At 71.0% G+C, this 25,718-nt stretch carries 16 protein-coding genes; 6 read left to right on the plus strand and 10 right to left on the minus strand.

What is annotated here, in order from left to right:
* Positions 1-62: 62 nt before the first annotated feature.
* From WME79_RS14105 to WME79_RS14115, 3 genes are all read right to left on the minus strand, one after another.
* Complete coding sequence (locus WME79_RS14105) at positions 63-1,136, minus strand: hypothetical protein (protein ID WP_437535347.1); 1,074 nt, start codon at positions 1,134-1,136, stop codon at positions 63-65.
* Positions 1,137-1,222: 86 nt separating this feature from the next.
* Positions 1,223-1,720, minus strand: a complete 498-nt coding sequence (locus WME79_RS14110; RefSeq protein ID WP_437535348.1) for a hypothetical protein — start codon at positions 1,718-1,720, stop codon at positions 1,223-1,225.
* Between the two features lie 553 nt (positions 1,721-2,273).
* Positions 2,274-3,209: a hypothetical protein gene (locus WME79_RS14115; RefSeq protein ID WP_437535349.1), complete on the minus strand. Its 936-nt coding sequence runs from the start codon at positions 3,207-3,209 to the stop codon at positions 2,274-2,276.
* Positions 3,210-3,979: 770 nt separating this feature from the next.
* Between WME79_RS14115 and WME79_RS14120 the strand changes: the two genes are divergently transcribed.
* From WME79_RS14120 to WME79_RS14130, 3 genes are all read left to right on the plus strand, one after another.
* On the plus strand, positions 3,980-4,831 hold the full coding sequence (locus tag WME79_RS14120) for a hypothetical protein (RefSeq protein ID WP_437535350.1): 852 nt from the start codon (positions 3,980-3,982) through the stop codon (positions 4,829-4,831).
* Positions 4,832-5,042: 211 nt separating this feature from the next.
* On the plus strand, positions 5,043-8,174 hold the full coding sequence (locus WME79_RS14125) for an SNF2-related protein (RefSeq protein ID WP_437535351.1): 3,132 nt from the start codon (positions 5,043-5,045) through the stop codon (positions 8,172-8,174).
* A 129-nt stretch (positions 8,175-8,303) separates the two neighbouring features.
* Positions 8,304-8,843 (plus strand): hypothetical protein, encoded by a 540-nt coding sequence (locus WME79_RS14130; protein WP_437535352.1) that lies wholly within the window; start codon positions 8,304-8,306, stop codon positions 8,841-8,843.
* Between the two features lie 28 nt (positions 8,844-8,871).
* On the opposite strand, the gene WME79_RS14135 is transcribed toward WME79_RS14130, so the two are convergent.
* Complete coding sequence (locus tag WME79_RS14135; RefSeq protein ID WP_437535353.1) at positions 8,872-9,228, minus strand: response regulator; 357 nt, start codon at positions 9,226-9,228, stop codon at positions 8,872-8,874.
* A gap of 6 nt (positions 9,229-9,234) precedes the next feature.
* Positions 9,235-10,746: a PAS domain-containing sensor histidine kinase gene (locus WME79_RS14140; protein WP_437535354.1), complete on the minus strand. Its 1,512-nt coding sequence runs from the start codon at positions 10,744-10,746 to the stop codon at positions 9,235-9,237.
* Between the two features lie 252 nt (positions 10,747-10,998).
* Between WME79_RS14140 and WME79_RS14145 the strand changes: the two genes are divergently transcribed.
* The 3 genes from WME79_RS14145 (at position 10,999) to WME79_RS14155 (ending at position 15,917) form a co-directional block, all read left to right on the plus strand.
* Positions 10,999-12,588: an SDR family NAD(P)-dependent oxidoreductase gene (locus tag WME79_RS14145; RefSeq protein ID WP_437535355.1), complete on the plus strand. Its 1,590-nt coding sequence runs from the start codon at positions 10,999-11,001 to the stop codon at positions 12,586-12,588.
* 261 nt (positions 12,589-12,849) lie between these two features.
* Entirely contained in the window at positions 12,850-15,045 is a 2,196-nt protein-coding gene (locus WME79_RS14150; RefSeq protein WP_437535356.1) for a cation:proton antiporter domain-containing protein, read from the plus strand.
* A gap of 2 nt (positions 15,046-15,047) precedes the next feature.
* A complete protein-coding gene (locus WME79_RS14155) occupies positions 15,048-15,917 on the plus strand; it encodes a PTS sugar transporter subunit IIA (protein WP_437535357.1) in 870 nt (289 codons plus the stop codon).
* 39 nt (positions 15,918-15,956) lie between these two features.
* Here the strand turns inward: WME79_RS14155 and WME79_RS14160 are convergent, their stop codons facing one another.
* The 5 genes from WME79_RS14160 to WME79_RS14180 all read right to left on the minus strand — a co-directional run bounded on the left by WME79_RS14160 (position 15,957) and on the right by WME79_RS14180 (position 25,692).
* On the minus strand, positions 15,957-17,093 hold the full coding sequence (locus WME79_RS14160; RefSeq protein WP_437535358.1) for a hypothetical protein: 1,137 nt from the start codon (positions 17,091-17,093) through the stop codon (positions 15,957-15,959).
* Position 17,094: 1 nt separating this feature from the next.
* Positions 17,095-19,920, minus strand: a complete 2,826-nt coding sequence (locus WME79_RS14165) for a TonB-dependent receptor domain-containing protein (RefSeq protein WP_437535359.1) — start codon at positions 19,918-19,920, stop codon at positions 17,095-17,097.
* A 4-nt stretch (positions 19,921-19,924) separates the two neighbouring features.
* A complete protein-coding gene (locus tag WME79_RS14170; RefSeq protein WP_437535360.1) occupies positions 19,925-23,026 on the minus strand; it encodes an FHA domain-containing protein in 3,102 nt (1,033 codons plus the stop codon).
* 221 nt (positions 23,027-23,247) lie between these two features.
* Entirely contained in the window at positions 23,248-23,382 is a 135-nt protein-coding gene (locus WME79_RS14175; RefSeq protein WP_437535361.1) for a hypothetical protein, read from the minus strand.
* Between the two features lie 192 nt (positions 23,383-23,574).
* On the minus strand, positions 23,575-25,692 hold the full coding sequence (locus WME79_RS14180) for a protein phosphatase 2C domain-containing protein (RefSeq protein WP_437535362.1): 2,118 nt from the start codon (positions 25,690-25,692) through the stop codon (positions 23,575-23,577).
* Between the last annotated feature and the right edge of the window lie 26 nt (positions 25,693-25,718).

Consider the following 25,718-nt stretch of genomic DNA (forward strand, 5'->3'; position numbering starts at 1 on the left):
GTGACTGTGACCCCATCTCTGTTCCCCCCTCGAGCGTGGCGACGGCGTCGTCGCGAAGCTGGTCAATGCGCTGCCTCGGCACCCCGAGGGAGGGCAGCGCGCCGCGCGGGCGCCTCGCTCCGCGGATCGAGATTGACGTCCAGACGGAGGCCCACGAGCCCACCGTAAGCAGGCGGGTTCCAGAGCACACGTTCCTGGCTCTCGACGCGGAACTCCGAGAGGCGGAGCACGATGTCGCCATAGAACTGGAGGGCGAGCCGATCGGAGATCGGCATCTCGATGCCGGCGCGCGGCCCTGTGGCGAGCCAGAGCGACGAGGTGTCGATGATCCTGGCGTCGGTGCTGGAGGTGGTCACGACCCCGACCGACGCGACGGCACAAGCGAAGAGGTGGCGGCGCTGCGAACACGGCATCACGTTCGCCGCCGCGAGCCAGGTCGAGATGCTCATCGCCTCATCGAGCTGAATCGTGACCGGCAATTGAACGTGGCCTTCTATGCCGAGGGAGAAGGATGGATAGCGGAGCGCGACATGGAGCGCCGTCCCGGCGGTCGTCTCCTGCAGGGTTCCGAACACCGCGGACCCCGCAAGGCCGACCCTGACGTCGGGCCACCCGCGCCGCGCGGGCGCGGCGGCAGCGGCGTCAGGTGGGGGCGGGGCAGGGGAGGGCGGCGGTGGGGGCGGGGCGGGCGGCACGTGGAGGCTCGGATCCAGCGCGACCCGGAGCGAGAGCGCCATGTTCATGACAAGCTCTTTGCAGTCGTCGTGATAGACGACCAGGTGCCGTGACCATGCGATGGAGCCATCCGCGTCGTAGAGATCCATGGTGGCGTGTATCTCCCTCCCTGGTCCGCGGAAGACAAGGGCTTTGGCCTGCGCGGCCGCCTCGGGCTCCACCGGGTCATAGCCGAGCTGCCTGGCCATCTCGTCGCGCAGGAGCCCCTCGCCAGGGCAGCGCTCGGCCCCTGGCGCGCGCCGGTACTCGAGCTGCACGGCGGCGCGGGGCGGCGTGGCGCCGGCGCGCCAGGGCCACAGCAGGGCCGCGGCCGCAGCGACGAGCCACCACGGCGCTCGGACCCTCGGTCGATCCTGCGCTGCCGCGTCAGCCCCGGTGTCTCTTGCTGATGCTGCTGACATGGTGCTCATCGCGGCGTGGTGACCGCTTGTTCAGGCCAGGTGTCATCGGCCGCATTCCCGTCCAGGGAGCGGCCCAGGTGGCTCGCTTAGAACGCATCCACGGGGAGCACGAGCCCCACGCCGACCACGCCGGAGAGCGGAGGGACCCGCCATACCTCTCTGTTGTTCACCCAGAGGGACGGACGGCTGTGGTTCGTGTGCAGCTCGGCGAACCCGCGCAGGAGCAGCTGCTCGGAGAAGCGCCAGTCGCCCGCGACCCGCAGGCCGAGCGAGCTGACCCACGGCTGGCGCGCTTGAATGCTGACGCCGGGGTCGCTCGTGATCCGCAGCTCGCCGGCGTCGAAGACGGCGCACATCGACAGGACCCCGCGATGACCGCAGATGTCGAGCGTCGGCATTGCCAGGCTCGCATGGACCAGGACGCCGTCCGCGAAGGTGTCCGCCAGGGAGGTGAACATCCGCGCCTCGACCCCGATCGACAGGCTGGGCCAGCGGAACGCCGTGGCGAAAGAGGCCCCTCCGCCGAGCGCGGGCAGGAGGCCCACCGCGAGCAGCGGTGACGCGGAGATCTCGCCGCGGAACATGTGGTCGTCCTCCTGAGTCTCCCGTCCCGATTCAGACCGAGGCGTATCCGCGTGCACCGGGGTCGTCGCCACCAAGACAACGAGCACGGCGGCACAACCGGCGCGTCGCATCGGCGTCCCGGCTAGGGCGGGATCGGTGCGGTACGGAGCGGAGTGGGCACCTCGACCCGATGCACGCCGCTGTCTCCCGTCCGGCCGCAACACCCCGCCATGTGGCCCCCCTCTTCAACGTCTCCGGCGCCCGTAGGACAGTGCACCTCTGCCGCGTGACGGAGGCGGCTCGACGTCGCCGCTCCCACGTCGTGATCCTGTAGATACTGACTTTGGAGCGCACGTAAAGGCTTTTGTGTGCGCTCTCGAGCGCGCGGGTCGCATTGCGTTTTGGCTCGTCAATTTCTCCCTATCGAGAGATTTTTCCGTCATGCCCACGGATCCATGGTTTTGACGCCTTTGCCCGACATCGCAGGTTCTGGTCAAGCCCGACTGTGGTTCAGGAGAAGCCCGAGTCGTGCGGCTCGGGCGGCGCTGCGCCGCCCTTCGCGGCGCATGACCGTCACCCGTTCTCGCCTGGACGTGTTTGGCAGCAAAACGTGCTCGGACCGGTGAGGACGATCTCGCCTCGCAGCTCTCCGCCGCTCGGCTCGCAGCTTCCGGGCTGGTTGACCTGCCAGACAGCCATCATGCTCTTGGGCGTTTCTCCGGGCGTGGCGGCGACGCAGCCCGGGGCATGGCTCGACGCGGTGCCAGCGGTGATCAGCTCGCTGCACACGCCGTCCCGGAAGGAAAGGAGCATCAGGGAGCACTCGCTGCCTGTCGGAGGACCGCACTCACACCGCGTGCAGTGGCGCTCATCCCTCATGCCGTCGTAGAGGACGACGTCCTCGGGGTAATCTTCCGGGCAGGTCACCTCGCCCTTGCCGAGGTACATGATGCACTGAGCGAAGCCGTGTTCCTGCTCGGGCGACACGCACGTCTTCGACGGAGAGGCGCACGTGCGTTCCTGGACGAGGCCTCCGCACGCCACGCCGGAGCGAGACCACCGCAAGGTGAACTGTGGCACCGGGGGGGGCTCGATGCTGGCTTCGCAAGGCGTCACTCGGGTCGCGCCGAGGACGAGCGATTGGTGATCGTTCACCACGGCGTCGCTGGGCACCACGCAGGTGCCGTTCAGGATGTCCCGGGGCTCATGCACCGAGACCGCCGGGCCACCGCACTTCAGCGAGGCGGCCGTCCTGAGATCGTCGGGCAAGGCGCAGGCTGGCTCGCCGCACCGACATGGGCTGCACGCGAAGGGGAAGTCAGCGGTCTCGTACCCCCTGTACACCGTGGTCGGGGCGCTGCCGGGGCACTGCGGCTCGTCCACCGTCCTGCCGACCCAGAGCAGCGCCGGGCCGTAGAAGCCCTCCGGAGCCGGCTGGACACACTGATCGCCGCTGCACGTCCCGCATGCCGAGATGCACGCGTTGCGGTCGGGCTGGTTTCTACACACTTTCGCGCACGTCCGGCATTCCGCTATGCAATCCCAGCGGTCGGGCCCGAAGGGCTCGCCTTGGCATTGATCCACGCACGTCCTGCATTCCGTCAGACACGTCTCCTGGTCGGGCACGTTCTCACACTCGGTGTCGCATGTTTCGATGGTCTCTCTGGTGTAGAACGAGCAGCCTGGGAGGCACGCGGTGAACAGCAGCGCAAGCGCGAGAAAGGTAGTCTTCATAGACCTCCTGTCGGGAAGAGCTTGCAGCCCGCTTTACTACAGAGGCGACCGTTTCAAGCGAAGATGGGCCGGGACACACGAGGAATGACCCATCTGGACGCATTGCGATCAGCGCCGGCGAATTCCAAGAGAACGCCGACCTCGGCGATTTTTGTCAGCGCAGCCCGGGCTTGAGCGCAGCGACGCACCTCGTGAAATGAAGACACGCTGGGCCACGTAATCGCTCTGTGTCGGGGTGCACCCTCGACCCAACTCCTGCGTGACCGAGCGCGCTCCTGCGCAACCGTGCGCGACCGAGCGCAGGCCGCGGCGCTCAGGCGCGAGCCAGGGCGACCGAGCGCACAGTCCGAGGGGGTCGGTTGGCCTCGGATGCGCCCGCGCCCGATCGCAGAAAGGCGAAGGCGAGCCGCGTGTCCCCAGGCGGCGTACTGGGACTGGGCTCCGACGCTTGAATCACGCGTCGAGAGCGTCGAGAGCGTCGAGAGCGTCGAGCGCGTCGAAAGCGCTCGCGGGGCGTACGCTTGCTGCGTTAGGCTCAGATCCTGATGAGTGGGGATCCACCCGATACCGAGCGCGGGCTGCATCAGGCCGGGCTCCGTCCTCAGGAAGAGATGGGCTCGCGGGGGGCGGCGAGCAGCGCGCCGGTCCCCTCGGCGACCATCTCGCTCTCCTCCGGGCGGCGCTACGAGATGGAGGTGACGTCGGCGGGCGATCGGCTCGTCGTCCGCGGAAGGACCGGTGAGATCATCCTGCAGATGGAGATCACCGACGCCGGTCCAGTGCTGTCGTTCGCGGCGCCCGACGGCGAGCGCGCCGGCTCACGGCGAGGCGGCCGGGAGAGCGCCTCCTCCGCGCCGCCGCGGCGCGCGGCCTCGCCGCCGCAGTCTGTGATCGTCCCGATGGCGAGCGGAAAACGCCTCCCCTCGGAGGGCGAGGCCGACGAGACCGTCGAGGTGCCGCGGGCCATGCCGCTGCCCTCGATCAAGCTCCCGCCCGAGGCCGAGCTGCTGGAGCTCGATGGCGGCAACGCGCGGTCGGGGGTCACCCTCCGGCGGCCGCCCGGCGAGCTCGACGCGAGCGGTGCCGGGCCGGCCGCGTCTGCGCCGGCGCCGCCGAGCGTCGCCGCCCCTGCGCCCGCTTCGCGGAGCGACCTTCCGGGCGCGCGGAGCGCGCTGCCCTCGCTCAGCCTTCAGCAGTACGCGGTCCTCTGCGCCGAGTCGTCGATCGGAGCGGCCTCGTCGTTCGACCAGGCGCTCCTGCGCCACGGCATCGCCGACCGCGACCTGTGGAAGGCCGTCGATCGCAGCTGGCAGGATCGGCTCGAGCGCGAGCCGATCCTCACGTTGCGCTGGATGGAGCTCACGACGCGCTACCGCGAGCACCTGACGCGTCGGTAGAGCTCGCGGCGTGATGCCGCGCGGATACCTGCTACAGCAGCGCCCCGCTCGTGCCGGGCAAGCTCCCGGAATCTGGAAGGCGAGACAGCGGAAAAAGACGCCTGAACCTCTTTCCGTCATGTTCGTCTTTCTGTGAACATCCCAAGAAGTGGCGCTGGTCCTCGGAGAGCGCGCGAGCTACGGCGGCCAGCCGTCGGTGTCTGGAGTCTCAGTGCAGGGTCTTCTCGAAGCCATCAGGAAAGCCTGTCTTCCGGGCCTCTGGTCCCAGGGCGTCAAGCTCGCCCGTGAGGGCGCTGCCTTCGGACGGGAGGATCGCGGCGATGCCATCGTGGTCCGCATCAAGGCGGCCGGGCAGCCCGTTGCACCAACCGTCACCCTCTACCCAGCGGACGCCGAGTGGACGTGCGACTGCGGTGGAAAAATCGATCCCTGCGCGCACGCTGTCGCGGCGACGCTGTCGCTCTCGCAACCGGTCGCGCAGGGCCAGCCGGCGGCGCAAGGCCAGCTGGCGGCGCAGGACCCGCCGGCGGCGCAGGGCCGGCCGGCGGCGCAGGGGCAGCCAGCGGCGCAGGGCCAGCCGCGGGCGCAGGGGCAGCCGGCCGCGCAAGGCGGCGCGATCGCCGCGGCTGCGCCGCCGGCGCGGCTGCGGTACCGGCTCCGGCGCAAGGGGCTCGTGCTCGCGCTCGAGCGGATGGTCGTGCACGCCAGCGGCGCCGAGGAGCCGCTCCGGGTCTCGCTCGCCAGCCTCGCTGGCCGCGCCGTGAGGGCTCCAGCGAGCCCGGAGCGGCCGGGGCCGAGGCTGCCCGAGCTCTACCCGACGCACGAGGACCTGGCGATCGACCGCCTCGTGGGCACGAAGCAGCACGGCTACTTCCCCTCGGATCGTCAGCCCGAGCTCTTCGCGGCGCTGGCAGGCGTCGCGGACGTGGAGCTCGATGGCGCGCCCGTGCGCGTCTCCAGCGAGGCGATCGGCCCTCGCGCGACGGTGCGCGATCACGACGACGGCGCGGCGCTTGTCGTGGAGCGGGACCCGCGCATCGACGAGGTGATCGCGTCGGGCGTCGTGCGGTGCGGCGGCACGCTGCACCTGCTCCGGGAGATGGACCTCACGGGGCCGAAGCTCGATCGGCTGCCGCTCCGGCGGGTGTTCTCGCGGGGGGACCTCGGCAAGCTGGTGACCGACGTCCTGCCGGAGCTGACCAAGCGCGTCCCGGTTACGGTCCAGAGCCAGCGCTTGCCCCGCGCGGGGGGCGCGTCCCGGCCGCGGATCCTCCTGGAGCTCAGCCAGAAGGAGCACACGCTCTCCGTCGTGCCCAGCCTCGTGTACGGCGACCCGCCGGAGGCGCGCATCGAGAACGGCCGGCTCGTGCACCTGTCCGGCGCCGTGCCCGTCCGCGACGAGCCTGCGGAGCGCGTGTTGCTCATCCGGCTGCGCGACGAGCTCCACCTCATCCCGGGCCGCCGTGTCGACTTCGACGGCGTCGAGGCGATCCGCTTCGCCTCGCGCCTCGAGTCGTGGGACGCCCGCGCGTTCGCCGACGCGCGCGGCGAGATCTTTGGCAAGGCCGCGCTCGTGCCGCGCTTCGTCATCCAGGACCGGGCCTTCGACGTCGAGTTCGAGCTCTCGGCGGGGCGCGACGACGGCGCGGGCGACGAAGGCGACGGCGCCGGCGCGCCCCCGAAGCGCGCGGACGCGACGGCCGTGATCCGGGCGTGGCAGGACGGCCTGCCGCTCGTGCCGCTCCTCGGCGGCGGGTGGGCGCCGCTGCCCTCGGCGTGGCTCGAGAAATACGGCGCGCGCGTCGCCGATCTGCTCGCGGCGCGGCGCGACGACAAGGAGGTGCCGCCCGCGGCGCTCCCGGCGCTGGCCGCGCTGTGCGACGAGATCGAGTACCCGCGCCCGTCGGGCTTCGACAAGCTCATGCCGCTGCTCGACGGCTTCGCGTCGCTCCCGGAGGCGCCGCTGCCCGCCGACCTGACCGCGACGCTGCGCCCCTACCAGCGGCGCGGCGTCGACTGGCTGTCGTTCCTGCGCGACGCCGGCCTAGGCGCGGTGCTCGCCGACGACATGGGGCTCGGCAAGACGCTGCAGACGCTCTGCGCGCTGCGCGGGCGGACGCTCGTCGTGTGCCCGCGCAGCGTCGTCCACAACTGGGCCGACGAGATCCGGCGCTTCCGCCCGGGCCTCCGGTTCGCGGTCTACCACGGCACGCGGCGCGCGCTCGATCCTGCGGCCGACATCACGCTGACGACGTACGCAGTGCTCCGCAACGACGCCGAGCTGCTCGCGGCGCAGGCCTGGGAGGCGGTGGTGCTCGACGAGGCGCAGGCGATCAAGAACCCCGACAGCCAGGCGGCGCGGGCGGCGTTCGCGCTCCGCGCCGAGCTGCGCGTGGCGCTGAGCGGCACGCCGGTCGAGAACCGGCTCGAGGAGCTCTGGAGCCTGCTCCACTTCGCGAACCGCGGCCTGCTCGGCGGGCGGAGCGCCTTCCAGGAGCGCTACGGCCGGCCGATCGCCGAGGGCGTGCAGGGCGCCGCGGCCGAGCTGCGGCAGAAGATCCGCCCCTTCGTGCTGCGGCGGCTGAAGGGCGAGGTGGCGCCGGAGCTGCCGCCGCGGTCGGAGATGGTGCTCTACTGCGAGCTCGAGGAGGCCGAGCGCGAGCTCTACGACGCGGTGCGCGCGGCCACCCGCAAGGACGTGGTGGAGAAGCTCGCGGAGGGGGCGAGCGTCATGGCGGCGCTGGAGGCGCTGCTCCGCCTGCGCCAGGCGGCCTGCCATCCGGCGCTGATCCCGGGATCAAGCGCCGGCGGCGCGGCGCCGGCGGCGCGGACCGCGCCCTCCTCCAAGGTGACGCGGCTGATCGAGGCGCTCGAGGAGTGCGTCGCGGACGGCCACAAGGCGCTCGTGTTCTCGCAGTGGACCTCGCTGCTCGACCTCGTCGAGCCGCACCTCGGCGCGGCGGGGATCCCGTGGAGCCGCCTCGACGGCGGGACGCGCGACCGCGCCGGGGTGGTCAACGAGTTCCAGTCGCCGGGTGGCCCGCCGGTGATGCTCATCTCGCTCAAGGCGGGCGGCACCGGCCTGAACCTGACCGCGGCGGATCACGTCTTCCTGCTCGATCCCTGGTGGAACCCGGCGGTCGAAGATCAGGCGGCCGATCGGGCCCACCGCATCGGACAGCACCGGCCGGTGATGGTCCACCGGCTCGTCGCGAAGGACACGGTGGAGGAGGGGATCCTCGCGCTGCAGGAGCGGAAGCGCGCGATCGCGGGCGCCGCGCTGGGCGAGGCGGACAGGGCGGCCTCGCTGACGCGGGAGGATCTGCTCGCGCTGCTGGGGTAGCGCACATCGATCGCGGCCTTCCGCGAGGCGCTCCCCGTCGTGTCGTCGCCCGCGGGGCGGGCGCATCGCCGCGGCCTCTGGCGGCGCACGCGTTGCGCGCGTTGAGCCGCCATGGGATGAGCGGGTGTGATGCGAACCTTCATTCTCCCTCTCGCGGCGCTGCTGGCGCCGCTCGCTGCGTGCACCGTCAACGGTCCGCGCGAGCCGGCGCCCGAGCCGTCATCACCCGCGGAGCCGTTGTCCACCGCGGCGCCGGGCACACCCGCGCCGCAAGCTTCGGCCACGGTCGCCCCGACGACCCAAGCGCCGGCCACGACAGCGCGGACCACGTCCGGCGAGGAAGCGCTGTTCGGCACGTGGAGCTCCGCCGCGTGCGCCCCGCGCAAGTACGAGCGCCGGCTCTCCCTCGCGAAAGACGGCAGCTTCGTCGCCGAGGATCGCGTCTCTCCCTGCCCGCCGAATGTGGTGTGCGTCTGGTCGGGCATCGTCCATCGCAAGGGGGCGTTCAAGCGCGCCGACAGGACGCTCCTGCTCTCGGTCTCCGAAGGGTCGCAGGGACCGGGCGCTCACCCTTTCCCGACCACACTCACCATCGATCCTTCGACGGGCGCCATCGCCGAGACCGGCGAAGGCGGCGCTTCCTGCCCCTACGAGCCCGCCGGCAAGTAGCGCTCTCTGTGCCGCGAGCGCACCGCGCTCAGCACCCGCACGCCTTCTGGACCGCTCCAAGGAGCGCCTCGTAGCGGATCGGCTTCCTGAGCAACGGTGTTCCGGGCGGCGGGGACGTGATCGATGCGGCCGACAGGACAACGACCGGGATGCCTGCGAACCGCGCGTCGCGCCGCATCCGGTCGATCAACTCCACACCGTCCATGACGGGCATCAACAGGTCGACGAGCATCATATTCGGCCGCTCGCCGCGCTCGAGCAGCGCGAGCGCCTCCGCTCCGTTTCCGGCCGTCATGACGCTGTAAGCACCGTCTTCCTCGAGCGCATCGCGGAGCGAGGTCTGAATATCCTCGTTGTCCTCCACCAGCAGGATGTGCTTCATCATGCCAGTTTAAGGAGATTTTATCTCGGTGTCATCGAGGTTCCCACGTTGTCGAGGCAACTCCACAGTAAAGGTCGAGCCGACGTCAGGTTCACTCGCGACGGACACCGTCCCACCCATGGCCCCGACGACCTGCCGCACGATCCATAGTCCGAGGCCAAGCCCGCCGTAGTGCCGCTCCGAGACCGCGCGCTCGAACTGGTTGAAGATGATGGCCTGCTGGTGGGGCGCGATGCCGATGCCCTGGTCCGTGACCGTGAGCCAGGCGCGCACATCGTTTGACCACACGGTGATCGTGATCGGACGCCCGCGGCCGTACTTGAGCGCGTTGGTGAGGAGGTTGTTCACCACCTGGTCGAGCCGCCTGCGATCCCAGCCGCCCGTGGCGTCGGCGGCGAGCTGGAGCGACATCGAGTTCCTGGCGAGGTCGTATTTGTGCTGCTCGACCACGTCGCACACGACCTCCGCGAGGTCGACCTCCTGTATCTGAAGCTCGATCCGTCCAGCGGCGATGCGCGAGACGTCGAGAAGGTCGGAGACGAGCCGCTCCAGGCGATCGATCTGCCGCTCCACGACCGATAGCTTGATGACCAGGCGCTCGGGCGTGAGGCGCTCTGCTCGCGCGGCGCGCGCCGCGCGCAGCACGCTCTCCACCTCGGCGCGTAGCGGCGTGATCGGCGTCTTGAGCTCATGGGCCGCGACGGCGAGGAAGATCTCTCGTGCCCTCACGGCCTCTCGCGCCTGCTGGAGCATCGCCTCGCGCTCCTCGGCCGCGATCTTCTGCTCCTGGATATCGGTGCAGGTGCCGAACCACTTCACGATCCGCCTGGTCGTGTCGTGCAGGGGCAACCCGCGCACGAGGAACCAGCGGTAGACCCCGTCGCTGCGCCGTATGCGGTACTCGATCTCGTAGGCGTCTCCGCTGACGAAGCTCTCTTTCCAGCGCGCCTCGACCCGATCGACGTCCTCGGGGTGGATGGCGGCCGTCCAGGCTGCGCCGCTGGGCGGCCGCTCGCCGAGGTACTCCGTGAAGCGCCGGTTGAAGTAGTCGAGCTCTCCGTCCGGCGTCGCGGTCCATACCAGCTGGGGGATGGCCTCGGCGAGCGTCTCCCGCGTGTTCTCGTAGAGCGCCGAGAGCTGGCGGTTCAGCTCATCCCTCCGGAGATCGTGCTGGCGCGCGACGCGCGCCGCGCCCGCCATCGCGACCACCTTGGGGAGCAGCGGAAAGAGCAGGATCGCGGTGCCGACGGAGGCGATCGCCGTGATGGCCCGGAGGGCCCCGTCCAGCCAGTACAATGGCTGCCAGATGACCCACACATCCATGAAGTGCGTGAATCCACAGGCAACGATGAAGGTGCCGAACGCGAGGTACACCCGCTGGAAGGGGATGTCCCGGATGCGCCGGACCAGATGGGCGAGGGTCAGGGAGATCGAGAGATAGGCGAAGCCGATCGCCAGGTTGGTAATGACCTGCAGCCAGACCATGCCCGGCTGCCAGAAGTAGCAATGGCCATGAGGCATGAATTCCGTCGCGAACAGATTGCTTGGCGACTCGAGCATAAGATCCTCTGCTGGAGTTTCCGAGGGCCCAGGACGACGCGCGGACGTAGTGTACAATCCTTAGCTGGCGAACAGGACGTGGCTCGCGCGACTCGTCCGCGGGGGCGGAGCGCGGGGTGGAGCGCGCGGCGCGGCCAGGGGTGGCGCCGGCAGGGCCCGAAGCGCCGCTGCGGTTCGCGCGCGGTCTCCCGCGTGCTATGCACGCACGCTTCGATGAGTCCCGACCGCGAAGCCGCCGGCGCAGGCCGGCCGTTCACTGCCGCCGATCTCGACGCTTGCCTCAAGGTGCTGGAGGCCTTGGCCCTCGATCGTGCGCAGCTCGCCTCCATCAGCTCGGAGGACCGCCGCCGGCTTCTCCTGGCCGCCGGCCGCGTCTCGCGCCCCGAGCGCGCCGAGCAGCGAGAGCTCGCCAGGGCGTTCCGCAAGCGAGACCGGCACGCGCAGAAGTCCGCCGACGCCGCCCTGCTCGATGCGGTCGGCATCCGCGTCGCCCGCCGAGAGCCGGTGTTCCGCACGCCGGACGCGCTCGCCCCGGTCGCGCCCCCGCTGTCGTGGACCGACCCCGCCGAGGAGCCCGCGTCGCAGCCCGAGCCCACCGAGGAGCCCGCGCCGCCGCCCGAGCCCGGCGCGCCGGAGCTCGCGCGGCCGCGCAAGTGCTACGTCTGCAAGGCCGAGTTCCGCAAAGTCCACTTCTTCTACGACGCGATGTGCGCGGCGTGCGGCGACTTCAATTACAGCAAACGCAGCCAGACCGCTCCGCTCGACGGCCGCGTCGCGCTCGTGACGGGCGCCCGCGTCAAGATCGGTTATCAGGCGGCGATCATGCTCCTCCGCGCCGGCGCGCGGGTGATCGTCACGACCCGCTTCCCGCACGACGCCGCTCGCCGCTTCTCGGCAGAGCGCGACTTCGACGCCTGGGGATCACGGCTCGCGATCTACGGCCTCGATCTCCGCCACACGCCGAGCGTCGAGCTCTTCACGCGCCACCTCCTCCACACGCTCGACCGGCTCGATTTCATCATCAACAACGCCTGTCAGACCGTGCGGCGACCGCCGGGCTTCTACGGCCACCTCATCGAGGGTGAGACCGCGCCAGTCCACGCCCTCCCGCAGGGGGCTCAGCCCCCGCTCCGCGAGTACGACGCGCTCCGCGCGTGCGGCACACTCCCCCTCGTCGCCGGCGCCGACCCCACCGCGGGCCTGCGCGAGCCCGCCTTGCTCTCCCAGATCCCGGCTCCGGGTGATGAGCGCCTCGGCGAGCTGCTCTTCCCCAAGGGGCGCTACGACGCCGATCTCCAGCAGGTCGATCTCCGGACGCTGAACAGCTGGCGGCTCACCCTCGCCGAGGTCCCGACCGTCGAGATGCTCGAGGTGCAGCTGGTCAACGCGGTCGCCCCCTTCGTCCTGAACTCCCGGCTGAAGCCGCTCATGATGCGACGGCCCACGTTCGACAGGCACATCGTCAACGTCTCGGCGATGGAGGGGCAGTTCTACCGCCGTTACAAGACGGACAGGCACCCTCACACCAACATGGCGAAAGCCGCGCTCAACATGATGACGCGCACGTCCGCGCCCGATTATGCGAAGGACGGCATCTTCATGAACAGCGTTGATACCGGGTGGGTCACCGACGAGGACCCCGCGGCGCTCGCCGCCCGCAAGCTCGAGGAGCACGGCTTTCACCCGCCGCTCGATATCGTCGACGGCGCCGCCCGCATCTGCGACCCCATCTTCTTCGGGCTGCTCAGCGGCCAGCACGCGTCCGGCCAGTTCTTCAAAGATTACATGCCGACCGACTGGTAGGCGCCGCCCGCCCAGGGCGCCGCTCCTCCTTCGCCCGACAACCGCCCGCGAGAGGTGCTCAGCGACGAATGGGTCGAGCTGGATCCGCCCGTCCGCTCGCCCGGGGCTTCCGCTCGCTCGCTCGGCCTGGCTGACGCGCCGTCTGCGCGCCTCCGACGGCCTGTTGAGGCCGCTTGACGCTACGCATCCCTGCCTTGACAGTCGAGACAGCCCGCTGATAAGCGATAACTTAACACTTACCACCAGGAGGGAGCGCTCCCAATGGAGATTCTGATCCACAACTCGCTGACCCGCTTCCTCATCCAGGCGTTCTTGATCATCGCCTGCTCGCGGCTCGTGGGCCTGGTGGCCCGCCGGATGGAGCAGCCGATGGTCATCGCCGAGGTCACGGCGGGCATCCTGCTCGGCCCGTCGCTGTTCGGCTGGCTCTTTCCCGATACGTCGGCGGTCCTGTTCGCAAAGGATTCGCTGCCGCTCCTGAAGCTGGTGAGCGAGGTCGGCCTCATCGTCTTCATGTTCCTCATCGGGCTGGAGCTCGATCCGAAGCTCTTGCGCGGGCGTGGCCACGCCTCGGTCATCATCAGCCACACGAGCATCGTCGTGCCGTTCGCGCTGGGCGGGCTCCTCGCGCTCTACCTGTACCCCCGGCTCTCCGACAGCTCCGTCCCGTTCTCGTCGTTCACGCTGTTCATGGGCGTGGCCATGAGCATCACGGCGTTCCCCGTGCTCGCGCGCATCCTCACCGAGCGGCGCCTGCTGGGCACGAAGGTCGGCGCTCTCACCATCACTTGCGCCGCCGTCGACGACGTGACCGCCTGGTGCATCCTCGCGTTCGTCGTCTCGATCGCGCGCGCAACGGGGCTCGTGGGCGCCGTCTGGACCACGGTCTTCGCCGTCGTCTACATCGTCGGCATGCTGTTCCTGGTCCGCCCCTTCCTCGTCCGGCTCGGCGAGCGCGGCTCCAGCAAGGAAGGGCTCTCGCAGGACCTCGTCGCGATCACGCTCCTCCTGCTCATCGTGTCGAGCTGGCTGACCGAGATGATCGGCATCCACCCGCTGTTCGGGGCCTTCATGCTCGGCGCGATCATGCCGAAGGGCACCGGCTTCGCGCAGAGCCTCGCCGAGAAGCTCGAGGACTTCGCGGTGGTCTTCATGCTCCCGCTGTTCTTCGCCTACAGCGGCCTGCGCACGCACATCGGGCTGCTCAACTCGGCCGATGGCTGGATGATGTGCGGCCTCATCATCCTGATCGCCTGCCTCGGCAAGTTCGGCGGCAGCGCCGTGGCCGCCCGCTTCACTGGCCAGAGCTGGCGGGAGGCCAGCGCGGTCGGCATCCTCATGAACACCCGCGGCCTGATGGAGCTGATCGTCCTGAACCTGGGCTTCGATCTGGGCATCATCTCGCCCAAGCTGTTCACGATGATGGTGCTCATGGCGCTGGTCACCACCTTCATGACCTCGCCGCTCCTGCGCTGGATCTACCCGCCGGAGGAGCTCGCCAAGGAGCTCGCCGACGTGCCGGAGCGGACGCCTCTGCCCACTGCAGCAGAGGTGTTCACCGTGCTCATGTGCGTCTCCTACGAGCGCTCCGGCCCCGGCATGGTGACGCTCGCGAGCGCCCTCGCCGGCCCCGGTCCCGAGGCGAGGCGCCTCTACGCCCTGCGCCTCATCCCGCCGACCGATCGCGGCTCGTTCTACCTCGACCAGGGGCCCGAGCGGCAAGGGGCGGCCGCGCTCGCGCCGCTCCTGTCGCGGGCCAAGGAGCTGGGCGCCGAGGTCCGGCCGCTCTCCTTCGTCTCGCCCAAGCCGAGCCACGACATCTGCAACGTCGCCGACGTGAAGCAGGCAGACCTCGTGCTGGTCGGCTGGCACAAGCCGCTCCTTAGCCAGACCGTGCTCGGCGGCACCGTCTACGAGGTCATGCGCGGCGCCCACACCGACGTCGGCGTGCTCATCGATCGCGGGCTCGCCGCGGTCCGCAAGCTGCTCGTGCCGTTCCACGGCACGTTGCACGACAAGGCGGCGCTCTCGCTGGCCCGCCGGCTCGCGCAGCAGGTTGGCGCGGATGTCACCATCCTCCACGTGGTCAAGCCGAAGCGCAGGTCCGACGACACGCTCGGCGCGCAGCAGGCGGTCGACGAGGTGTTCGAGGGCGAGGAGGGCGGCGCCCTGCAGAAGTCCAAGGTGCTGCTCAAGGTGGTGGAGCACGACTCTCCCGCCGACGCGGCGCTCGAAGAGGCGGCGCGCGGCTACGACCTCGTCCTCGTCGGCGTCGGGCCCGAGTGGGGCCTCGCGCAGCGCAGGTTCGGCATCCGCGCCGAGCACATCATCCAGGGGTGCCCGACCTCGCTGCTCGTCGTGCGTCACCATGAGCCCGCCACCGCGCGCGCGCCGGCAACGGCGCCCGCCCCGCAGATCCTCTCGACCGCCCTCGCGGCCGAGCCCGATCGCACCTGATTATGCCAGCGATGTCCGATGCTGACGGCGCCGCGCGCGCGCGCGCGGTCGCCGAGTTCGGGGCCGCGCTGCGGCTCCTCCGCGTAGAGGCGGGCCTGAGCCTGCGGGCGCTCGCGCAGCGCATCGGCGTCTCCAGCGCCTACCTGAGCCGCGTCGAGCATGGGCACGACGCCATCCCCACGCCCGACCGGCTCACGGCGATCGCGGGCGCGCTCGAGCTCCCGCCGGCGGTGCTCCTCGAGCTCGGCCACCAGGTCGAGCCGCTCGTCTCGCGCTACCTCGATCGCGTCCCGTCAGCGAAGGCGCTCTGCATGGAGCTCGCGCGGCGCAACCTCACCGGCCCGCAGCTCGCGCGCGTCAAGGCGTTCATCGACGCCGAGTTCCCGGCGAGCGCGGCCTTCGGGGGGGCGCCCGCGCGGCGGCTCAGCGAGCTGCTCACGCCCGAGCGCGTCGTGCTGCACCTCTCGTGCGCGGACATCGAGGACGTCATCGACGTCGCGGCGTCCCGGCTCGCGCCCCCCGGCGGCGCGCTCGCGGCGAGCGCGCTCGCCCAGGAGATCCTGCGGCGCGAGCTCGAGTCGCCCACGGCGCTCGGCAACGGCGTCGCGGTCCCGCACGCGATCGTCCCCGGCGCGTGCCTGGCGGCCGTGTTCGCGACGCTGGCCCAGCCGCTCGCGGTGCCGACGCCGGGCGGCGCCCCGCTCCGGCTGTTCGTCGTCCTCGTCTGCGGCGAGGGGGGCCGCGCGCACCTCGAGCTGCTCGCCCAGGCGGCCAGGCTCGCAAGCCTCGGCGCCGCCGACGCGCTGTGCGCTGCCCGCGACCCCGCGCAGCTCATCGAGCAGCTCTCGCAGATCGAAGCGGGCTGCGGCTGATCGTGGCGGCCCCCGCCGCAGGCGACCGGGGGGTCGCTGTCACTCGACGCGGACGCGGCGCTGCACCACGGACGAGCCGCCGCGCGCGTCGCGCAGCACCGCGGTGATCGTGGCGACGCCCGGCTCGGCCGGCGGGATCCACTTCACGGCGTGATCGCCGATGTACCCCTCGTTCGCGTCGCTCACGAGCTTGATGCTCCCGTCGAGGTCGCCCAGATCGGCGAAGTAGTCGACCCAGACGATCTCCTTCAGCGCCTGCTGCTGCGCGCTGGGATCGTCCTCCGCGACCGTGTCGGGGTCGACGAGCGCGTTGAGCTCGTAGGCGTCGCACTCGACGAACGGATCCTCTGCGCTGCATCCGGCCTCGCGCCGCGCCTCCGCGCTCACGCGGCAGCGCGAGACGGTGGGGATGTCGGCGAAGTCCTCTGGCAAGGGCTCGCCGTCGAGCGTGAGCCCCTGCATCTCCGGGTTCGCGTTCGCGCGACCGCCCTCGAAGGCGTAGATCTGCGTGTAGCCGGGCACGAAGCTGTCCGGACCGAGCCGGCGCCCGTCCTTGAAGCAGGCGACGGGGAACGTCCCGGCGCGGCCGGTGCCCTGGTCCTCCACGAGGCCGAGCTCCCCGGTGCAGGCGACGAAGAAGACGTACGCGCTCCCGGAGGCCGGACCCCCCGTGGTGGGCGCCTTGCGGCCGGCGAGGATGTCGTCGCTGATCGTGATCGTGTACGTGTCCCCGAAGCCGGGACGCACGCCGTTGAGGTCGGGCAGCGGGACCGTCGGGTCACCTTGCTCCACCCACGCCTCGATCTCCGAGGTGATGCCTTCGAGCTGCGCGTAGCAGCCGTAGTAGTCGTCCCCGACGGGGTTCTCGCACCCGCCGAACCAGTAGACCGAGACCGGGCGCGACCCGTCCTCGGGGCCGCCCAGCCCGTCCTGGTAGTGGATCCGGAAGGTGACCCGGTCTCCTGGGTTGGCGTAAGACTTGTCGGCGACCACCGCGAGGACGCGGAGCCCGCTCACGAGGCTCGGCGGATCGAAGCCCGCGACGCACCCCGACGCGATCGCCGGCGATGCGATCGCCGCGAGCGCGAGCGTCCCCAGCACCGCGCGCTGCCACCGGCGCCCGCGCCCCGCGCCGTCGCGCTTCGATGCGCCGTCCATCGCCTGCGCCCCGCGCATCTCAGAACTCTCCTCGCATGCCGAAGCTCGGCAGGATGGGCAACCCCGTGACGTATTGACGGGCTGTGTAGTTGTAATTGTACTGAATCGCCTCGCTGTTCGCGTTGTTGTAGACGTTCTGCACGTCGAGGTAGGCCGAGAGCCGCCAGGTCTTGAACCTCCACGTCTTGTCCAGGCGCAGATCGAGCTGGTGGAACGCCGGGAGCCGCTCGCTGTTCGGGCCGGAGAACGGGATGGGGGTATAGGTCCCGGTGGGCGCGTAGAAGAGCGCGTTGGTGCGGTACGGGTCGCAGCTCTGCTCGTTGACGTTGCACACGTTGGGCGTGACCAGGTTGCCGGAGACGAGGCGGAACCGGGCGCCGAACTCCCAGCCGTCGCCCAGGCGGTAGCTGCCGAGCACCGTCAGGATGTGGGTCTGATCGAACGAGACGAGCCGCTCCGGCTCGCCGGGCTCGGGCACCCGCGTGCTGCGGGACAGCGTGTAGGCGGCCCAGCCGAAGAAGCGATCGTCGGGCTTGTACTTGAGCAGGAACTCGCCGCCGATGACCCTGCCCGATCCGACGTTCTGGTAGTCGAGCTGGATCGACCCGGGTCGGTTCACGCCGACGACGAGCTCGTCCAGCTGCTTGTAGAACCCCTCGGCCGACGCCTCGATGTGCCGGGTCAGCTCCTGCTCGACGCCGGCCGCGTAGTGCAGCGCTCGCGTCGACTTCAGGCTGGGGTTGCCGAGCGGCGGGATCACCTCCTGGAACTGCGGCGGCTGATGGAACACCCCGAGGCCACCCTTCACCGTGGTCCGCGGGAACCCGGGGACGACGTCGAAGCGCCCGTTCACGCGCGGGCTCACGGTGACCTGCTGGTTCAGGTCCTGGTAGTCGACGCGCAGGCCCGGGACGATCTTCGCCCGAGGGGTCGGGGCGAGCTCGAGCTCGGCGTACGCCGCGGGGTAGAAGAAGTCGCCGTCGCGTGAGACCTCCTGGAGGGTGCGCGTCGAGAACGGCTGGTTCGGCGGCTCGCCAGGTCGGTTCGGCCCGGGCGCGCGGAGGTTGACGGCGTAGAGGCCGGCGAAGACGTCGAGCCCCGCGTTGAAGACCGTGCCCTTCGAGATACGCCGCGCGTACTCGAGGCGGCCGGAGATCGTCTTGAGATCGAGCTGAAAGTAGATCGGCCCGATCCCAAAATCGGCGTCGTCGCGCGCGAGCGCGAGCACGCCGTCGAGCCGGTCCTTGTCGGTGAGCTCGTGATCGTAGCGGAGCTGAAGCCGCTGAAACGCCGTGTGCAGCCCGACGTTGCCGGAGAGGGCCGGCTCGTTGGGCGCCGGGTCGCTGAGCAGCAGCTCGAGGGCGTCGTCGGAGCCGAAGAACGTGAGGCGGAGCCGCGCCGAGGGCGTGGGCTCGGTCTCGAGGAGGACCTGGTAATCGTAATAGACCGGCGCCTGCGTGACGCCTGCGCCCGCGGCCTCGAGCACGGGGCCGAACGACTCGCCGATGTAGCTCCGCCGTCCTGCCACCATGAAGCGCGTGTTGTCGAGGAACGGCACGGGGCCCTCGAGCAGGACGCGCGCATCGATGAGGTCCATCTGCGCGAGGCCGTGGAGCTTGCCGTCTTCCTTGGGCGAGCGGAGGGCGACGTCGACGATGCCGCCCTGCACCCGGCCGTACTTGGCGCTGAAGTTGCCGGGGTAGAAGTCGATCCGATCCAGCATCTCGGTCGGCACGACCGAGGAGAGGCCGCCGAAGTGGTAGATGAGCGGCACCTGCGTGCCGTCGACGAAGGTCTGCGTGTCCTGCGGGCCGGAGCCGCGGACGATGAGCAGCCCTGCGATGCTGGGCGGGCGCGCGACGCCCGGCAGGTTCTGGAGCGAGCGCAGGGCGTCGCCGTTCGTGCCGGGGATGCGGTTGATCTCGCGCTGCTCGATCGTGCGCTTCGTGACCTCGCGCGGCGGCCGCTTGCCGCGGACCGTGACCTCGAGGCCGTCGCCTTGCGGCAGGAGCCGGTACTTCACCTCGAGCTGCTCTCCGGGGGCGAGCGCCTCCTCGACGGCGAGCGGCTCGAAGCCGGGCGCCGCGATGGTGACCTGGTAGCGCCCCGGCGGCAGCGCGGCGAAGGCGAAGGCGCCGCCCTCGTCGGTCGTGAGCTCCGGCGGCGCGGCGGCAGTCGCCGCGCCCGCGCCCGCGCTGGCGACGCGCGCGACCGAGACGGTCGCGCCGGCGAGCGGGACGTCGCCCCCGCTGGCGAGCACGGTGCCGCGGAGGCTCTCGGCGGGCTTCGCGGGCTCGCCGGCGGCCGGCGGCGGCGAGGCCGTCTTCAGGGTGAACGAGTAGCGGTACAGGATGCGCGCCGGGGCGGGGGTCCCGTCGGCGCGGCGGGCGGGCTCGAACTCGAGCTTCTGGGCCGCGGCCAGCGCCGACTCATCGAACCCGTGCCCCGCGCTCTCGACGACGACGGCGTGCTTCACGCGCCCGTCGCGGTCGATGTCGAGCTGCAGGGTCACCGACGCTTCGCGCCCCTGCTTCTCGGCCTCCGGCGGGTACTCCGGGGGCGTGTAGTTGAGCGCCCGCGGCGGCGTCGCCTTCCCCGCCGGCGCGGCCGTGGAGGCAGGCGGCGTGACGATCGCGCCGCCGGGGCCTCGGGGCACGGCCGCCCCGCTCTCCGGCGCTTGCGGCGTCGCCTGCCCCTCCTGGCCTTGCTGCTGCGCCCGCGCCGGGGAGGGCGAGAGGGCGGCGAGCAGCGAGAGGAGCGCCGCGGCGGTCGGCCTGCGGTCGCCTCGCGCGCGCGGGCGCCGGTCATCGATGCGAATGGAGGCGGCGGGCTCCTGCGCGGTCACGGCGTCACACCGGGTCGCGCCGCTTCAGCACCGCGCAGAGCGTGACGAGGATGAGGAACGTCATTCCGGCGAGCACCGCATAGGGCATCCAGGTCTGATCGTACGTGGTGAAGCCCCACGCGCCTGCGTAGTTGTCGGCAGCCATCTGCGCGATGGCGCACTTGAACTTGCCGCCTTCGATGAAGTCTGCAGCGCTCGTGTCCGTGCGGTGCAGATCGATGACCCACGCCGGATCGTCCGCGGTCGCGAGCCGCTCCGGCGCGATCGCGCCCTCGAAGCCCCAGCGCGCCGGGATGATGTACATGAGCCACCGGAGGTGCGGCACGGTCGTCATCGGCACCATCAGCCCGCCGAGGACGACCTGGGGGATGAGCGCGATCGGCGTGAGCGCCATGGCCGCCTCGGACGAGGCGACCACCGTCGAGAGGAGGAGCCCCATCGCGACGGCGCTGAGCGAGGTGGCGGTCAGCGCGGCGAGCTGCATGCCGAACGCCTGCATGCCGCCGTGGAAGCCGAGCGCGAAGAACACGATCGCGAGCAGGACCGTGCACTGGATGAGGCAGAAGCCGGCGAGCAGCAGGTACTTGGAGAGCACGTAGTTGACGAGCCCCAGGTTGACCATGCGCTCGCGGAGGTAGATGGCCCGCTCGCTGACGATCTCGCGCGCCGCGTTCGAGGTCCCGAACCAGACCGCGGCGACGACCAGGAAGAAGATCGCCGCGGTGTGATCGGTGGTGACCTCCATACCCTTGATGACGTCGCTGCTCTTGTCCGCGCCGCCGGCGCGGCGGCCGAGCTCCTGGAGCGCACCGAGGCACCACGCCGGGATCGCCTTCTCCTGCCCGCCGAAGACGCCCGCGAGCAGGATGCCGATGATCGGGGCCTGGAGGAGCATGATCAGGGTGCCGCCGATGTCGCGCTTCTTCACCTTGAAGTAGCGCGACAGGAGCAGGCCGAGCTGCCCCTTGGTCGTGGCGCGCCCGGCGGGGATGCCGCGCTGCCCCTGGCCGGTGCCGATCTCGCGCCGGCCGGAGTACATCCGGCGGTACGTCGGGTTGCCGTCGCTGAAGAACTCCTTGCGCCACTCGATGGCGGCGAGCTTCCTCGCCTCGACGCGCGACGCGTTCGGGTTCCGCGCGCGGAGCTGATCGAAGATGGGCCGCTCCCGGAGCGCGAGCATCTCGAACATGTCGCGCGGGTTGTCGACGTCGTTCTGCTGGCCGTGCCGCTCCTTCCAGCTGCCGAAGAAGCGGTACGCGTCGGGCCGGGTCGGCCCGAAGAACATCGGGATGCCGCCGTAGCCCAGGATGAGCGCGTGGCTGAACTTCTCGAACTCGTCCTTCGCCGGCTGATGGATCGTCATGATGATCGTCTTGCCGGTGGCCTTCGTGAGGTCATGCAGCAGGCTGATCAGCGCGGTCGTGTCGTCGGCGGCGAGGCCCGAGGTCGGCTCGTCGAGGAAGAGGATGACGGGATCGGTGACGAGCTCGAGCGCGATGTTGACGCGCTTGCGCTGCCCGCCGGAGAGGATCTTGTTCTCGGGCTTGCCGATCTGGAGGTTCTTGACGCCTTCGAGGCCGAGATCCTTGATCGTCTGCTCGACGCGCGCGTCGATCTCGGCCTCGGTGTAGTCGGGCGGGAGGCGGAACTTCGCGCTGTAGCGGACGGCCTCGAAGACGGTGAGCTCCGGGTGGACGAGATCGTCCTGCGGCACGTAGCCGATGGATCCGCGGAGCGTGTCGTAGATGTTGTAGAGGTCCTCGCCGTTGATGCGGACGACGCCGCTCGTCGGCGGCAGGTAGCCGTTGAGGGTGAGCAGGAGCGTCGTCTTGCCGGCGCCCGACGGCCCCATGAGCGCGATCATGTCGCCCGGCAGCGCCTTGAACGACACGTTGTCGAGGAGGGTCTTCTGCTCGTTCGGGTTGTCCCGATCGGGGACCTGGAGGGCGAGGCTCCAGGCCTCGATCTCGTAGAGCGGGCGCCCTGCCCACCGATCGGCGGAGTACTCCTCCTGGACGACCTCGACGGCGCCCGCGCCCCCCATCTCGATCTGGAGGGGCATCGGCCCGATGTAGATCTTCTCGCCGCTCTGCACGGCGATCTTCTGGCCGGGCGCGATGCGGTTGCCGCGGACGTAGGTCCCGTTCGCGCTGCCGCGATCCTCGACGTAGAGCTGCCCGTTGATCGAGTGCAGGAGCGCGTGGTGGCTCGACACCTGGGGGTGGGCGAGCACGATGTCGTTGTCGGGCGTGCGGCCGATCTTCTTGACGTTCGATCCACCGCCGGAGAAGTCGAGCTGGCCGAGGACCGTCTTGTTCTTCCTCCCGGGCGCGCCGGCGGCGGGCACCGCGGACGCCGCGTGCGCGGGCTGCTGCGGCGCGTAACCCCCGGCGCCGGGCGGCGGCGCGTAACCCCCGGCGCCGGGCTGCTGTGGCGGCGCGTAACCCCCGGCGCCGGGCTGCTGCGGCGGCGCGTAGCCTCCAGCGGCAGGCTGCGGCGGCAGGACGCTCGCCGCGGGCGGGGCGCCCGAGGTGGCCGGCAGCGCGGATTGCCGGGCGGCCTGCGCGAGCTGGACGAGCAGGCTGACCTGGACCGGGACCGGCCCGAAGGCGATGGCGCCTTGCGGATCGATGGGCGTCGGCGCGCCAGCGGCGATGCGCTGCGCGCCCACGTACGTGCCGCTCGTCGAGTTGTGGTCGATGACCATCATGCGATCGAGCGTGACGGTCGCGTGCTGGCTCGAGACGCTCGGGTGCTGGAGCACCAGGGAGGCGCGCCCGGGGTCTCGTCCGATCACGACCTGGCCGGGCGCGGGCGCGAGGCTCCCGGGCGACGCCAGCATCAGCGTGATGGCCGGATGGTTCAGCGGGACCGGCGTCTGCGCGACCACGAACTGGGTGCGGAAGTCGAACGGGACCTGCTCCCCCGGCGAGAGGGGCCGCCCGTTCGCCGCCGCCGGCCCTTGCCCGCAGGAGAAGAGCAGCTTGCCACCCCCATGATTGACGATGCGCGCGTGCTCGGGCAGGACGCCGGGAGCGACGAGCACCACATCGCAGGTGGGGGCGCTGCCGATCGTGACGCTTTGTTTACCTAGCCCCGGGATCATGCGGGCCGCGTTTCACCACAGGCCGTCGGGGAGGGCAAGGGAAGAGGCGCGTGCCGTGCGTCGCCTCTCGCCACGCTGGCGCGGTGCCGCTCGCGGGAGAGGAGCGCTTGTCTGCGCGCGCGCTGCGGTGGGTGCCGTTCGGCGGGAGACTCTCGCCCGTTGAACGAACGGAGTGTCAGCGCGGAGCGCCCTGACTTCCGGGAACCAGGTGGTTCAGCGGGTCACAGATCGAGCAGCATGAAGCCGGCGCGGGCCTCCTCGAGAGAGGGTGTAGGGGTCGGCTCCGGCACGTCTTCCAGATCCGCAGGCGCGCCATCCAGGTCGTCGCCGTGCTCGAGCTCTTGGTCGCCAGGCATGGAGTGACCTCCAGAAAGTTAGGCTAATCCGGAATCCGATCTCTCTTCAATCGCATTCCGCGAGCGGGGCCGTTGCGCGGCGCTCGTCTGATGGGCCGAGCCCGGTCCTCGTTTTCGTCGCCGTCGCGGTTTCCGCTCTGCTGTGCGTGGCAGCGCGTAGGGCTGGCCTTTCCGTTCCGCTCCGTTCCGCGCTCAGCTGCCGAGGAGCTTCCAGAGCAGGAAGACGAACAGCACGAGGATCACGGCCGAGGCCGAGGCGATGAGGGCGATGTAGACGCCGCGCGGGGCGCGCACGGTGCTCGGCACGCTTGATGCGCCAGCCGACGACATGGGTCCGGAGAAGCTCGGTGCCGGCGCGGGGCGCGGGCCGGCCGCGGCGTACGCGTGAGCATGCAGCGGCGCGAGGTGAGGGGGCGGGGCGGCGGCGACGGGGGGACCACCTGGCGCTGCTGGGTTGTGCCCCGGGAAGGCCACCGAAGGCGGCGGAACATCCTGCTCAGTCGCCTGAAGAGGCGCACCATAGGCGCCGCCGGCGTGCGGTGGCGCACCGTACGCGGCGCCAGGATGGTGCGGCGCACCGTAGGGGACGGCAGGAGGGGGCGGAGCGCCGTACGCGGCGCCAGGATGGTGCGGCGCACCGTAGGGGACGGCAGGGTGGGGCGCAGCGCCGTAAGTGGCGCCTGGGTGAGGCGGCGCCCCGAACGAACCAGGCTGAGCTGGCGCGGCGCGGCCCATCGGAGGCGGCGCGGGAGCGCTCAGGGGAAGGGGAGACAGCACGGCGGGCGCGTCGGGCGCGTTCGGGTAAGCCACCGGGGGATGGGCCCCTGGCACGGTTGGAGGCAGCGCCAGCGCGGAGTCCATCGGCGTGGGCGTCATGGCCGACCCGATGTCGGCGGCCGTGGGGCTCACGGCCTTCGCGCTGAGGGCAGCGGCCGGAGCCACCGGAGGCAGCTCGTCGGTGGCCGTGGGGCTCACGGCCGGCGCGCTGTCGACGGTGATGGGGCGAAGCCCCGGCGCGCCATGGGCAGCGCCAGGTGCGACGGCCGGCACGTTGTCGGTGGCCGTCGGCGCGACGGCCGGCACGTTGTCGGTGGCTGTCTGCGCGACGGCCGGCACGTTGTCGGACCCCGTCGAAGCCGCGGTCGCCGGGGTGCGGGGTGACGCTGGACGCAGTCCCGGCGCGCCGGTGGATCCTGCCGGGATCACGGTGAGCGCGTCGCTGGTGGACGCAGGGCGCGGCGTGTCGGGGGAGCCCGTCGGGACCACGGTGATCGCGTTGTTGATGGACGCCGGGTACGGCGCCGGCGCCTTCCCCGCGGCGGCCATGCCCGCCGCCGCGCCGCCCGCGACTGCAGGGGCGCCATGGCCGTGGGGGAGCGGCGTGCTCGTGGCGTGCTGCTGGCCGATCGCCGCCTCGGGCCGGGTCATCGCGACGGTCTCCTGAGGGCGCGAAGCGCGCGCAGGATTGACGCCGTCGCCGGGGCTGGCCGCCCCTGGGGGCCCGTGCGCGATGGTCAGCGAGCGGCTGCCTGTCTCGATCACCCGGACCATCTGCACGGTGATGTTGTCGTGACCGCCGCGGTGGTTCGCGAGCTGCACGAGCATCCTGCACGCGTGATCGACCGAGCCCGATGCGAGCGCCTGCCGCGTACACCCGAGGATGTCGCCGGGGAGCACGAGGTCGGTGAGCCCGTCGCTCGACTGGATCAGCACGTCTCCCGGGTAGAGCTCCATCGGCTCGGGTCGAACCTCGACCTCCACCTCCGGCCTCATGCCGAGCGCGCGCGTGATCTTGTTCGCGTCGGGGTGACCGATCGCCTGCGCCTCCGTGATCATGCCCGCGTCGATCATCCCCTGCACCATCGAGTGGTCGCGCGTCAGGGGATAGATCTGGTGGCTCCGGATCACGTACGCGCGGCTGTCGCCGACGTGCGCGACATCGACGCCGCGCTCGTGGAGGACCATCGCGACGACGGTCGAGCCGGGCCGGACGCGGTTCTCCGGCGGCCCGCCCAGCTGGTAGACGCGGCGCCCCGCTTCCTCGATCGCGGCCTTGAGCGCCCCGCTCGGACCCACGCTGGCGGGCGTGCGCTCGATCATCTCGAAGATGGTCGTGATGGCGGTGCGGCTCGCCTCGCTGCCGCCATAGTGTCCGCCCATGCCGTCGCACAGGACGCATAGGTAACCGAACTGGGTCTCGGCGTAGCCGCAGGAATCCTCGTTGACCTGCTTGTTCGGGTCCCGACCAGCATCGCTGGCCTGGGCGAACTCGATCTTGAGGTGCGGGGAGGACTCGGTCGGGGGCATCATGGGTGGGCGTCGCTCGGGGCGCGAGA

The organism is Sorangium sp. So ce726 (genome assembly GCF_051521405.1).
Taxonomy (GTDB): domain Bacteria; phylum Myxococcota_A; class Polyangia; order Polyangiales; family Polyangiaceae; genus Sorangium.

Coding starts and splice junctions, on each gene's coding strand:
- WME79_RS14155 (WP_437535357.1), top strand. CDS start 15,048: ATGCCAGCGATGTCCGATGCTGACGGCGCCGCGCGCGCGCGCGCGGTC.
- WME79_RS14120 (WP_437535350.1), top strand. CDS start 3,980: ATGAGTGGGGATCCACCCGATACCGAGCGCGGGCTGCATCAGGCCGGG.
- WME79_RS14150 (WP_437535356.1), top strand. CDS start 12,850: ATGGAGATTCTGATCCACAACTCGCTGACCCGCTTCCTCATCCAGGCG.
- WME79_RS14105 (WP_437535347.1), bottom strand. CDS start 1,136: ATGTCAGCAGCATCAGCAAGAGACACCGGGGCTGACGCGGCAGCGCAG.
- WME79_RS14110 (WP_437535348.1), bottom strand. CDS start 1,720: ATGTTCCGCGGCGAGATCTCCGCGTCACCGCTGCTCGCGGTGGGCCTC.
- WME79_RS14140 (WP_437535354.1), bottom strand. CDS start 10,746: ATGCCTCATGGCCATTGCTACTTCTGGCAGCCGGGCATGGTCTGGCTG.
- WME79_RS14130 (WP_437535352.1), top strand. CDS start 8,304: ATGCGAACCTTCATTCTCCCTCTCGCGGCGCTGCTGGCGCCGCTCGCT.
- WME79_RS14175 (WP_437535361.1), bottom strand. CDS start 23,382: ATGCCTGGCGACCAAGAGCTCGAGCACGGCGACGACCTGGATGGCGCG.
- WME79_RS14145 (WP_437535355.1), top strand. CDS start 10,999: ATGAGTCCCGACCGCGAAGCCGCCGGCGCAGGCCGGCCGTTCACTGCC.
- WME79_RS14180 (WP_437535362.1), bottom strand. CDS start 25,692: ATGATGCCCCCGACCGAGTCCTCCCCGCACCTCAAGATCGAGTTCGCC.
- WME79_RS14170 (WP_437535360.1), bottom strand. CDS start 23,026: ATGATCCCGGGGCTAGGTAAACAAAGCGTCACGATCGGCAGCGCCCCC.
- WME79_RS14160 (WP_437535358.1), bottom strand. CDS start 17,093: ATGCGCGGGGCGCAGGCGATGGACGGCGCATCGAAGCGCGACGGCGCG.
- WME79_RS14135 (WP_437535353.1), bottom strand. CDS start 9,228: ATGATGAAGCACATCCTGCTGGTGGAGGACAACGAGGATATTCAGACC.